Origin of the sequence: Pseudanabaena sp. 'Roaring Creek', from assembly GCF_001402795.1 — a bacterium.
Classification (GTDB): Bacteria; Cyanobacteriota; Cyanobacteriia; order Pseudanabaenales; family Pseudanabaenaceae; genus Pseudanabaena.
Genome location: NZ_LIRE01000767.1, coordinates 1 through 13,027, shown reverse-complemented (window position 1 = coordinate 13,027; position 13,027 = coordinate 1). Strand labels below are relative to the sequence as shown.

The following is a 13,027-nucleotide window of genomic DNA, read 5'->3' as shown; positions in this document are numbered from 1 at the left end:
TTTGTGAATATTGGCATTGTAACGATGTGGTTTGAAAGAGGTGCTGGCTATGTTTCCCGTCAGTATCGTCAAATTTTGAATCAGAAGAATAAGGTTTTTATATATGCGAGATCGGGTAAATATCTAAAAGGAGATCCATTTTGGGATGACAGTAACATCACTTGGGGTAAATATAGCAACTTACCCGTGCCTACAGCGATCGATCGCTTAGATTTTGAAGCTTGGATTAAGCAAAGAAAAATTGATATTGTTTTCTTCAACGAACAGCAATGGTGGGAGCCATTAGATTGGTGTCTTCATTTAGGAATAAAAACGGGCGCTTATATTGATTACTATACAGAAGAGACTATACCTTTTTTTGCTGCTTATGATTTTTTAATTTGTAATACACAAAGACATTATGCTGCTTTTAGTTGGCATCCTCAAGTTTTTTATGTGCCTTGGGGAACGGATATCGACCTATTTAAACCGCAAAATTTTAAACCTGTTGACTCTAAAAAAATTGTTTTTTTCCATTCTTGTGGTTATTCTCCCCAAAGAAAAGGAACGGATTTTATTATTCAAGCTTTTAATAACATTTCTAATCCATCTAAATTAATTATTCACAGTCAAGTAGACTTACTTAGGGAAATACCCGAACAGAAAAATATTATCCAAGCATTAGAACAGAAAGACCTACTCAAAATTATTAATAAAACTGTCTCTGCACCAGGACTATATCATTTAGGGGACGTATACGTTAATGCTTCAAGATTAGAAGGGCTGGGATTGCCATCCATCGAATCCCAAGCTTGTGGATTACCCCTAATTACCTGCGATCATCCGCCGATGAATGAATTTATGATTGAAGAAACTGGTCGAGCGGCTAACATCGAACGTTTGTGGAGTCGTAAAGATGGCTATTATTGGCCGCAATGTTCTCCTGAGATTAATAGCTTAACTGCCATTCTCAATAGTTATATAGAAAACTTTAGTTGTATTTCTGATCTCAAGCGTTTAACGCGCTTTCATGCTGAGCAGAGATTCAATTGGATGGATAGATTCGATCTTGTCAATAGCATTTTTGAAACTTCAACGGTAGATGCTCCAAGGAAGAAAGATGCCGTTAAACAAGCCTTACTTTTTGAAAGAGATAGACAAGGAATTGTATATAGACTTGCCAAAAACTATCCTCTAGCATGGAACATTTATAGCTCTTGGCGTTACAAAAAAGGTAATTTCAGTCGCTAATTTACAGCGCTTTGCGCTCAAACCCAAACCAAGAAAAACCCTGAAAGCGCAGCTTCACAGCACTTTCAGGGTTTTTCTTGTGGTTCGTTCGATCGGTAATTGCTGTTAAGATAGCTTTTGCGCATATAGTAATCCTAAATGGTTTGTGGAAATGCCCCTCAAAAGGGGATGCTTCCACAAACCCAAAAATCTACAAATGATTTTAGGACTGCTATAACAATTCTCAATGGGTTGTGAGAGGTTTCGACTTCGCTCAGCCTAAGTAATTGCGCTGGCTGAGCGAAGTCGAAACCCTATTTTTCTCGTGAATGATTTAGAACTGCTGTAGCGATAGTTACTGCTCGGCAAGATCATCAATTTTTTCACGAATCGATAGTTGGACTAAAGTCCGAATGAGGGAAAGTCCAGAAAAAGCAGCGGCAACAAAAGTGGCGATCGCCCAGCCAGTATATAAGCCTGTACCCAACAATAATACGACACCAGCAAGGACTAAAAATCCCGTTAAACAGGCATAAATCAAGGCTTTAACGGCAATATTAATCCGCTTGAGGGTGCGATCGCTTTCTGAAGACTTGACTTGAATCATTAATTCGCCGCGCTCGATCCGCTCCTCCAATCGCTCTAACAAAATTTCCATGCGACTGGGCTTGTTGAGCTGATAGACTAAAAAATCTTTAGCTTGCTGAGCCAAAGCACCAAGGGTATTGCCGCGACCTCTAGTCAGGACAATGCTTTTGACAAAGGGTTGAGCGGCGGTAGTGAAGTTATATTCTGGATCGAGAATCCGCGCAATCCCGTCAAGGGTCGTTAATGATTTGAGCAGATAGGTCATTTGCGGCGGTAAACGGAAGGGCTGCTTCTCAAAGATTGCCACTACTTCGCCTTTAATTTGCTCGAACTCGTAAATATTGACGGGTCTCTCGGTGAAACGATCTAAGACAAATTTCAACATTCGTTTGATCGGACTCATGTCCGCAATGGGCTCGATGAACCCCATGCTCATTAAGGTATCAACGACTTCGTTAGTATCTTTACGCAAAACCGCAAAGAACGTTTTTACCATTTGATCCTTTGCCATGGTTTTTACCTCGGCCATCATGCCGTAGTCGTAGAAGATGAGACTTCCATTCGGACTAACCGCTAAATTTCCAGGATGGGGGTCGGCGTGAAAAAATCCATCTTGGAGTAGTTGTTTGAGATAACAACAGATTCCCAATTGGTTAATCTCTTTGGGATTTAAGCCACAGGCTTCTAGGGCTTGGCGATCGTCTATCTTGATACCTGGAACGTACTCTAAGGTCAAAACCATAGAAGTGGAATAGTTCCAGTAGATCTTAGGAACGACAATTCTTGGATAACCTTCAAAGTTTTTGCGGAAGCGATCGGCATTACTAGCTTCGATCGCATAATCAATTTCTTGATAGAGGATAGTAAAAAATTCGTCGTAAATCCCTTCAAGATTATATTTACGAGTCCAGCTAAAATAACGTCGAAAGACTTTAAGAAGCTTGCCAACAGCAAGTAAATCGAGATCGAATAGTTTTTTTAGCCCAGGACGCTGTACTTTAACGACCACTTCTTCCCCCGTATGGAGCGTGGCGCGATGCACCTGACCAAGGCTAGCCGCAGCCAGCGGAACCTCATCAAAATCACGATAGATATTATAGAGAGATTTTCCCAATTCGAGTTCGATAATCTCTCTGGCTTCCTTAGCACTGAATGCAGGCACCTTATCTTGAAGCTGAGCCAAGGTGCTGATATATTCTGGCGGCAACAAATCGACGCGCGTCGATAGAGATTGACCAATTTTGATGAATGTGGGACCAAGTTCGAGCATATTGCGAACTAGCCACTCTGCTCTTTTACTGCGAGTCCGCGATGTATCGTTTTGCCAAAATTTATCCCACCAGATAAAAAATAGAAATGTAAATGCGGCTAAAAAAACTTCACGTTGGCGGGCAAGAGAAGAGCTTTTCCCTCTCTGCCAGCGTAATTTTTTGGGTGAGGATGGGGCGATCGCAGACATATTTAGTCAATATTAGCAATGCTAACTAGCAGTGCTGTGATTATATTACCCAATTACCGCTTAAAAAGTAGAGGGCAGCACCCTTTATTGAGAAAACCGCCATCCATCTTTTGGTTGTATAGCTACAGTCACTTGACTTAGGACAAATCAAACCCCAAGAATTGATTGGCGGCGCAATGCGCCGCCAATCAATTCTTGGGGTTGTCCTAGTACAGGCGACAGCGATATCTGGCAGTATCGATACAGCCAAAAGGACAAGACTTTGCTATGGTTATGATTAATGGCGATCGCCAGAGCATGACCAAGAGCATGGCTATGTGTAGTACTTTTCAGAGCTAAGCAATCCACAAATTTTAGGAAAATCTTCACCTTTGAAGCTTTCCTCAAAAAAATGGGTTTGAGATTGTTGCTTTGCGATGTATATATAGACTTGGGATTAAAAATCTATATCCGTTCAAATCATTCCTAGAGGTAACCTAATGGGTGAAATCACCAGAGATGAAATCCGCGAACGCTTAGGCAATATCGATCAAATTCGCGATATCATTTTCGGCGCACATTTGCGCGAATATACCAGTCGGTTAGATAAGGCAGAATCTGATATTTCAGCTATTCAGCAAGACGTACGCGATCGCCTTAACGATTTAAAATCAGCTTTAGCAAGTGAATTACGCGCTGCCGTTGAGTCCATTGATAAGCGCCTAAAAACCATTAGCGCGTCAACTCAAGAAGAGTCTGCCGATCTCCGTCAACAGTTCGATCGCATTAATCGCAAATTCACCAATAGTATTGAAACCCTTGATGAAGCGGTTGAAGCGCAAAGGGTAGCATTGCGTGACGAACTGGCTGAAACGCGAGATAACCTGCAAAACGACAATCGCGAACTGCGCTCATTAGTTTTAGAAGAGCTAGACCGCCATTTTTCAATCCTGCGTGAAGATAAACTCTCCAAAGATGATATGGCTGAGTTACTGTTTGAGTTAGGGATGCGCCTTAAGGGATCTGAGTTTGTCCCCGAACTACGTGAGGCTGCGGAAGAACAAGTGGAAGAAAAATACGAACGTATCAGTATTGTTGAAACAGAACCCAAAATAGATCGCGCAACCTCATCTACTCCTAGCACCGCTGCAAGCACAAGTAGCACTCCTGCCAAAACCCCAACGCGGACAAGGACTTCTAAGGCTTAGATCGATCGCAAGATAATAGATCTAAGTAGTGAGGCATAAGTAAACTTAAAACCCAGAAGGGCATACCGCCCGCTGCGCGGGCGGTATGCCCTTCTGGGTTTAGTTTTTCTACCGTCAACTGTATCCCCAAAGAGGGTTGCTGCGCGGAGCGCGGCAACCCTCTTTGGGGTTTCTTTTTTCCTAACAAGACTGGCGGCAGACTTGAAATTGGGTCACCCATAGTCAGGATGGCACAAAGTAAGCCCCAAAGATGAATGGCGGTGCAAAGCACCGCCATTCATCTTTGGGGCTTTGGCTCCTAAGCAAAACTTGCATTGCTATAGCAAAGCGCTATAGTTAGAAAAAGCCACCATTTAAACAGTATGTCAGAGCGGAAGAGTAACCCCAGCAATAATGCTCTCAGCGAAGTTGAGAAGTTTTTACTCCTACTCTCTGACCTAAATATCATTGAGTCTGACCACGCTAAACACATTTCAGCTCAACCCCAAAGAGCTAATTTGCCTCCCTTAGATAAAGGGCTAGATAAGGGGCTCTATACGGCAGAATTGCCAACTAGTAACAACAATGAAGAGATTTTAGAATTAAGGCGATCGCCTGTGACCTATTCTTTTCCCAGCCTCCTCGATGAACTACCATTTTTGCAAGAGTCTAAACCTCTAACAAATGGATATATATATAGTGAAGAGGAGCGTCAAATAGAAGAACAAACGGTAGCAGTAGATCCTTTGGAGTTAGAATCTGTAAACAGTGAACCAGTAGAATTCTCAAACCCTGTCCGCAAAGAAGAGGCAGAGACAGTACACCTAATCCAAAGTCTACTCTTAGGCATTGACCAGCCCTCTTATAGTTCTTCTCAAGTATCTCCAGAAATCGAGCGAGAAATAGATCATTACTTAGATGGAGATATAGATCGAAAAATAGATCGAAAAGCTCCTCAAACTAGGCTAACAGATAACCAATCTCCAATTAATCAATCCCCAAATATCTCAAATACCTCAAATATGTATTTGGGGAGTCCATCCGATGATGCAGCGGCTTTACATCTTTTACAAGATATTTTAGTTGTCCCAGAGATTGAAGACCTACGCAGCTTTAAAATTTCTGTCGAGCAAAAACTGGGGATTGTGGAAAGTCAGGTCAACAGTCCTGAATTGATGAACAAAATTAAAGATCTAGAGAGTTTAGTTCAACACGCATCCCTCGATCTCAGTAATTTTGGTTCCAAACTTTTAGAAATTGGCAACGAACAAGATAATATTCCCACTGAAATCGCTAATGTCAGAGAAAGAGTCGATCGGTTAGAAAATCGAATTTACGAACCGCAAGAACTAGTCCAGTTGCTATTACCAATCATTGCTGAGCTGCTCAGCTTGAAAACTAGTGAATCTAGGGATGAAATGTGTCAAGCAATCACACCCATTATTGCTGAGGTGATTTTTGAGCGATCGCAACTGGATCGGTTATCAATGAGTCATGCGATCGCCGATCTACTACCCAATGCGATTAGCGAGCAAATTCGTAATAGCCCAGAACAAATCGCTAAAGCGCTTGGTCCAGAAGTTGGTGCGGCGATTCGCGAACAAATTCGCATCGATCGCGATGAGATCGTTGATTCCCTTGCCCCAGAGATGGGTTCGGCAATTAAGCGACAGATCGACCTAGAGCGCGATGCAATGGTAGACGCGCTTTATCCTGTAATTGGCAATACCATCGCTAAATATTTTGCGGAAGCCATTAGGTCTATTAATGAGAAAGTCGAACAAACCTTTAGCTTAGAGGGGCTACAGCGAAAAATGCGGGCAAAAATCCGTGGTGTTTCGGAAGCAGAGCTAATTTTAAAAGAATCCGTTCCCTTTGAAGTCCAAGCGATATTTCTAATCCATAATCTGTCGGGATTAGTCATAATTGACATTCAACAGAGCGATCTCTATTCCCATGCCAGTCCCATTGATGCCGACATGCTCGCGGGAATGTTGACCGCTATCCGTAGCTTTGCCAGTGAATGTATATCGCGCTCGGAAAGGACAACAGAACTCGATGCAATTAATTATAGTGGTTCCAAAATCCTGCTAGAGGTGGCAGGATATTGCTATCTTGCGGTAATTATTGAGGGTGAACCCGATCTCAAATTAGTGACCAAAATTCGCGATGTATTCGGTCAAGTCGTCCAAGTCCATGGCGAAAGCTTTAAAGAATTTGATGGCGATACTAGCCTTGTCGATCCTGAGATTGCAATTGCTCTTAAAACCTTGATGGCGGTTGAGGAGCCTAAGGATTCCAACAAACCCTTGAAGGGATTGATATTTATGGGATTGGCGATCGCCGCTTTAATTTTTGTACCCATTAGCATGTATCAATCCCAGTCTATTCGCGATCGTCAAATCGAAGCCAAAATATTAGAAGCCCTTGCCAGCACCCCTGAGCTAGCGGTTTATCGCCTCAATGTAAATGTTAATGGCGATCGCCTCAGCTTATCGGGCAAATTGCCAAATCAATACCTACGCAATCGGGCAATCCAAGTAGCAACTACTTCCACAACCACCGAAAAAACCATCACCAAAATTGACAATAACATCTACACAGTCAACATCCCCCCCGATCCCGAACTGGTTGCCAATGAAGTCCAACGACTCACAAAGGTACTCAACTATACGCAAGGAATCAATATTCAAAGCGAGTTTAAAGATGGTCAAGTAACCATAACTGGTCAAATCGATCGCCCTCGTCTCATCCCTAAAATTACACAAACATTTACAAAAATTGCAGGAGTCACCACCGTTAGCAATGCCGCCACGCTGCTGATGCCCAAACTAACGACAAAGATCTACTTCCCATTTAAGATAACCACCCTACAGCCCACAGACAGCGAAAAGCTATTAGAAGTTCAAGCTTTTTTGGATCTATACCCAGACTACGATCTCCAGATTTTTGCAAAAAGTGATAGCATTGGCGATCGCCTGATCAACTATGAGTTAGGGATGAAGCGCGTTCATACGGTGCGCGATGCCCTATTACAAAGAGGCGTAAATGCTAAACGATTACATATTTCTGGAATAATGGATATATCTGTAAAGCAGTCCTCTGACCAAATTTTAAGGTGGGTAGAGTTTCAACCTATGTTAAAGCCAATGTCTACATCAAATTAAATGCATTCTCCTGCTAAAGTTATTTCTCAAAAAATATGTCTTATTGGCGATTTTGGGGTTGGTAAAACTAGCCTAATTCGGCAATTTGTAGATCGTCAATTTAGTGACAAATATTTATCAACTGTGGGGGTAAAGATATCACGCAAACTCGTATCTATTTCTAAATCCGCCAATGATTCCACAGCAGAATCAAAACAAATACAATTAATTATTTGGGATATTGAAGGTAGTACTCGGTTTAAGGCGATCGCACCTAGCTATCTACAAGGAGCAAAGAGCGCACTCATTGTAGGAGATGTTACCAGACCATCAAGCTTACAAAGTTTAAGAGAACACGTACAACTTTTCCAATCAATTAATTCTAAGTCAAGTCCAATTATTGCGCTGAACAAAATTGATTTAATTGAGAAGGATGAAAGAGAGAACCTATTAAAATCTATCTCGACAGAATTTATGAGCCTCAGTTTATCTATCCATGAAACATCAGCCAAAACAGGTGAAGGGGTTGATGAAATATTCCATCAATTAGCACACCAGATTCTGATGCTAGAATAAAGATACAATTTTGACTCCTAAGTATCAGTATAAATCCAAGTAAAAATATCCCAAAGAATATTTGATGTTCTTTCCCATCATTCACTGCTATGAAACAGTCAAAACTTCTCAAAAAACTTCTTACTGCTTCAGAACGCTCATTCATTACGATCGATCGACAGTTGATAATTACTGATACCTCCTACGGAGCCGAGAGATTTTCCGAATATCCTTTTGAGCCCCTATTAAACAAAGATATTCGCCAAGCATTTCCAGAAACCATCGGTTTAGAGGAGTCTTTTCAGAGTATTTGGCTAAATCAAGTTACTAGTTTTGAAATCAAGGGAGTTTGTCGTTCTACGGATCCTCAAAAGCCCCTATATTTCAACTTCTATATTATTGGTACCAACGAGTTAGAAGAAGAAGATAAAAATATTATTATCTGTATTGAAGATTGTACGGATATGATGATCATGTCTCAGGAATTAATGCAGAGAGCGAACGAATCTGAACTTCTAGCTAATGCATTACAAAACTCCAAGGAATATATTGATAGAATTATCTCAGCCATGGCTGATGCCTTGATCGTAACCGATCACCAAGGGAAAATTAAAACGGTAAATCCTGCGGCAATCAATCTATTTGGTTATGATTATAATGATTTAGTAAATTGTTCGATTTCCTCAATATTTAAAGATCCCAATCAGCTCAATTCAATCCATCAAAACCATCTAGATAATCAATTAAATAGCGACCAATCTCAAGCGAACAATCGCTATTTTGCCAATATTGAAATACTATGTCTATCAAAGGCTCACGAGGAAATCCTCATCTCATTCTCTTGCTCCACAATCCATAATTATCAGTCGGAATACAATCTCAAAAGAAACCATGATTTTGTCTATGTTGGGCGGGATATTACGGAACTTAAGCGCAAAGAGCAAGAATTATTAGCCGCCAGACAGTCTGCGGATCAATCGAATCGGGCTAAAAGCATCTTTTTAGCAAATATGAGCCATGAAATTCGGACTCCAATGAATGGGGTTTTAGGGATGACCGATCTATTGCTTAGTACTACTCTAGACGATCGGCAGCAGGACTTTGTAGAAAATATTCGACTGAGTGGCAACCTGCTCCTCAGTTTGATCAATCGCATTTTGGACTTGTCAAAGCTAGAAGAAGGAGAACTACAATTAGAAAGCCTGCCTTTTAATCTAGAACAATGTATCGAAGAAATTCTCGAACTGTTTGGCTTGCAAGCCCACAATCAAAGCTTAGAAATTAATGCATCCTTTGAAGAGGATTTGCCAAAGCTCTTAATGGCTGACACCGTCAGGTTTCGTCAAATCATCATGAATTTAATTGGCAATGCCATTAAATTTACCTCTGAAGGCGAAATCGTCGTACGCATTGAACGCGATCGCGATTTTGAAAACAAAAAATCCCTAGAGCAAGCCTCCCCATCACAAATCTATTTGCGTTTTTCAGTTATTGATACAGGCATTGGCATCCACCCATCCAATCAGGACAAGCTATTTAAACCCTTTTCTCAAGTTGACACTTCCACCAATCGCCGTTTTGGAGGAACAGGTTTAGGATTAGCGATCAGCCGTCAGTTGGTGGAACTAATGCAAGGAGAGATCGGCATATCTAGCCCAGTTGCCAACGATCGCGGTACTTGCTTCTGGTTTGTACTGCCTTTTACGCTTCAGACAAACCAAGAGTCGCCATCCTTGGTCTACGATCGCCAATCCTTAAGCGATCGGCATATTTTGGTGGTTGATGCCAATCAGTACGCCCGTAAGACTATTCGCTATTACCTTACTAAATTTGGCGCGAATATCCATGAAGCCTCCAGCCTTGCCGAAGCGATCGCCTATTTGGAGCATGGGCAAAATCACAATCACAATATTGATGCGGTTCTCATAGACTGGCGATTAACAAACTTCAATGGAACTGAGGCGATCCGTCAGATCCATAGCAAAGAAAAATTTATCAATTTACCCATAATTGCTCTGTTAACGGCAAATCGTCAGGGTGAGACACAGACAGCACTCGATCAGGGATTCTGTGGGTATGTCACCAAACCATTTAAAAAGCAACGACTCTTAAAAGCCTTATTTTTAGCCTTGGGATTAAATATCCCTAATCCCAGTATTCCTATCAACGCTAGTTCCATTTTATCTAGAGAGAATCAAGAAGAAGCGATTCTCATGGGGAAGTTAAGAAGTTTAAGAATTCTATTAGCCGAAGATAATATCACTAATCAAAAAGTTACCTTAGCCTATCTATCGCAATTAGGTATTCAATCGGATTTAGCTGAAAATGGAGAACAGGTATTACAGCTAATCCAAACTAATTCCTATGACATTATTTTAATGGATTGTCAGATGCCCATATTAGATGGATATGACACCACTGAAGCTATTCGGCGACTCGAGGCGATTAATCAGACACCTAAACCCATCTTAATCATTGCCATGACTGCCAATGCTTTTACCGAAGATCGCGATCGCTGTCTTGCCATAGGTATGGATGATTATCTGAGTAAACCCATCCGCAAGCAACAACTTAAAGAGGCTCTGGCATACTGGATTAATCGATAATTGCTGTAAATAAGTTGCATAGCTGCCGCCTACTGTATCAGGACATAAAACCCCAAAGAGAGTTGCCGCGCTCCGCGCGGCAACTCTCTTTGGGGTTTTGATTTTGTCCTCACAAAACTGGCGGCAGCTATAAATAAAGAGTTGGGGATATTTTGCGAAAAGTCTTATCAAGTGAGACTTTTATGACCTTTTATGACAGAATTTATAAGCACAACGTCAAAAAAGTTTTCGTTTAGATAGCCATCATGCTCAAAGCTGGGATTGTCGGACTACCCAATGTGGGAAAGTCTACGTTATTTAATGCCCTAGTTGCCAACGCCAAAGCCGAAGCAGCAAACTTTCCCTTTTGTACGATCGAACCCAACATTGGCTCAGTGTCCGTCCCTGACGATCGCCTCACTACCCTCGCCGAAGTCGGTAAATCCGCACAAATCATTCCTACTAGAGTCGAATTTGTCGATATTGCAGGACTGGTCAGAGGGGCGAGCAAAGGAGAAGGACTAGGCAATCAATTTCTAGGAAATATTCGCGTCTGCGATGCGATCGTCCATGTTGTCCGTTGTTTTGAGAATGACGACATAATCCATGTTGAGGCTTCGATCGATCCCGCCCGTGATATCGAAATCATTACCCTCGAACTCGCACTATCCGACTTGGCTCAAGTCGATCGCAGGATCGATCGCACCCGTAAAGCAGCCCGTGCCGATGCCGATGCTAAGGTCGAATTGGCGGCTCTCGAAAAAGTACGGGAGATCCTTGATGCGGGCAAACCTGCGCGTCTTGCCAATCTGAATGATGAGGAAAAAGCAGCAATTTCGGTATTGCAACTACTCACCCTCAAACCCACAATTTATGCCGCCAATGTCTCCGAAGACGATCTCGCCACGGGCAATGCTTTTGTCGAGAAGGTAAAAGCGATCGCCTCGGCTGAAAATGCCGAAGTAACTATCGTTTCCGCCCAAGTCGAATCCGAATTACTAGAACTACCCGACGAAGAGCGCCAAGATTTCTTAGAATCCCTTGGAGTCAAAGAGGGTGGATTAAAATCCTTAATTCGCGCCACTTATCATCTCCTAGGACTGCGTACCTACTTCACAGTTGGTCCCAAAGAAGCGCGGGCATGGACGATCCATGCAGGCATGAAAGCCCCGCAAGCCGCAGGAGTAATTCACTCTGATTTTGAGAAAGCCTTTATTCGTGCAGAAACTGTTGCCTTTAAAGACCTTGTGGACTGCGGCTCCATGAGTGCCGCCCGTGCCAAAGGACTGCTCCGCAGTGAAGGAAAAGAATATATCGTCCAAGAAGGTGATGTAATTTTATTCTTAACCAGTGCGTAAACTAATATAGCTACAGTCACTTGACTTAAGACAAATCAAACCCCAAGAATTGACTGGAGGCGCGAAGCGCCTCCAGTCAATTCTTGGGGTTTATGTCCTAGTACAATTGGCGACAGTTATAGATAATTCAAATAAAAACTACAGCTTCGACTTCGCTCAGCTAGCTTACACCGAGGGCTGAGCGAAGTCGAAGCCCGTCTACAAGTTATTTAAAACAACTATATTCATTATTTAGAATTAATTTTTGCTCACGATCACTGAATCACCTTGGATTTTTGCATTATAGGTTCCTAATGAACTACTGGCTGGTCCCTTAAGTACCTTTCCATTGGCATTAAACTTTGCACCATGACAAGGACATTTGAATTGCTTCTTGTCGTTGTCCCAATTGACCGTACAGCCTTGGTGAGTACAGGTAGGATCGACAGCTAACAGCTTTTGAGGGTTATCGGGCGAACGGATTACAGCAATAGAGCCAATGGATGTATTATCCTGATAAAGCTGACCTGCATTGTCCAGATCGGCGATCGTACCTGCGACTACAGCCCCATCAGACTGTCCAAAAGCTTCATCAACCTTGAACAGCGAAGAACAAGCAGCGATCGCAACAGGTAAATAACTAGCTAAAGTCCCAACTCCAAAAAGCATCAAAAATTTACGACGCTCCATAACCTATCCTCTAAAGTTTTACCTACGGACGATATTAACGAGTATAAACGATGTCTAAGTTACTGGACATAAGTAGCTAGGCATAACTAAAAACTAAAACTAGAGAGCATACCGCCCGCTGCGCGGGCGGTATGCTCTTCTGGGTTTTAAGTTTACTTATGCCTAGCCACTTATACCAATTCCCAAAATGGCGTTGCCATTTTGGGAATCTCAAAACCTTACTGGGTTGGGTGTTTGATTCACAAAAGTGTTGTCACACTTTCGTGAATTGGTATTATATATAGCTACAGTC

General features: G+C 42.1%; 9 protein-coding genes. 6 read left to right on the top strand and 3 right to left on the bottom strand.

Features of this window, described 5'->3' with window-relative positions; translation table 11 throughout:
* The first annotated feature begins 3 nt into the window (after positions 1–3).
* Positions 4–1,230: a glycosyltransferase gene (locus tag AC805_RS24035; protein WP_055077755.1), complete on the top strand. Its 1,227-nt coding sequence runs from the start codon at positions 4–6 to the stop codon at positions 1,228–1,230.
* A 334-nt stretch (positions 1,231–1,564) separates the two neighbouring features.
* Here AC805_RS24035 and AC805_RS24030 read toward each other — a convergent pair whose 3' ends face one another.
* Complete coding sequence (locus tag AC805_RS24030) at positions 1,565–3,256, bottom strand: AarF/ABC1/UbiB kinase family protein (RefSeq protein WP_055077754.1); 1,692 nt, start codon at positions 3,254–3,256, stop codon at positions 1,565–1,567.
* A 147-nt stretch (positions 3,257–3,403) separates the two neighbouring features.
* Positions 3,404–3,625 carry a hypothetical protein gene (locus tag AC805_RS24025; RefSeq protein WP_055077753.1) on the bottom strand — a complete coding sequence of 74 codons (222 nt, stop codon included), beginning with the start codon at positions 3,623–3,625 and terminating at the stop codon, positions 3,404–3,406.
* 110 nt (positions 3,626–3,735) lie between these two features.
* Between AC805_RS24025 and AC805_RS24020 the strand changes: the two genes are divergently transcribed.
* The 5 genes from AC805_RS24020 to ychF all read left to right on the top strand — a co-directional run bounded on the left by AC805_RS24020 (position 3,736) and on the right by ychF (position 12,066).
* Entirely contained in the window at positions 3,736–4,443 is a 708-nt protein-coding gene (locus AC805_RS24020) for a hypothetical protein (RefSeq protein WP_055077752.1), read from the top strand.
* Positions 4,444–4,805: 362 nt separating this feature from the next.
* Entirely contained in the window at positions 4,806–7,589 is a 2,784-nt protein-coding gene (locus tag AC805_RS25295) for a BON domain-containing protein (RefSeq protein ID WP_055077750.1), read from the top strand.
* Positions 7,590–8,144 (top strand): Rab family GTPase, encoded by a 555-nt coding sequence (locus tag AC805_RS24005; RefSeq protein ID WP_055077749.1) that lies wholly within the window; start codon positions 7,590–7,592, stop codon positions 8,142–8,144. It abuts the gene before it with no gap.
* Between the two features lie 89 nt (positions 8,145–8,233).
* Complete coding sequence (locus tag AC805_RS24000; RefSeq protein ID WP_055077748.1) at positions 8,234–10,729, top strand: response regulator; 2,496 nt, start codon at positions 8,234–8,236, stop codon at positions 10,727–10,729.
* 245 nt (positions 10,730–10,974) lie between these two features.
* Positions 10,975–12,066: a redox-regulated ATPase YchF gene (gene ychF / locus AC805_RS23995; protein ID WP_055077747.1), complete on the top strand. Its 1,092-nt coding sequence runs from the start codon at positions 10,975–10,977 to the stop codon at positions 12,064–12,066.
* Positions 12,067–12,303: 237 nt separating this feature from the next.
* Here ychF and AC805_RS23990 read toward each other — a convergent pair whose 3' ends face one another.
* On the bottom strand, positions 12,304–12,735 hold the full coding sequence (locus tag AC805_RS23990) for a ubiquinol-cytochrome c reductase iron-sulfur subunit (RefSeq protein WP_055077746.1): 432 nt from the start codon (positions 12,733–12,735) through the stop codon (positions 12,304–12,306).
* Between the last annotated feature and the right edge of the window lie 292 nt (positions 12,736–13,027).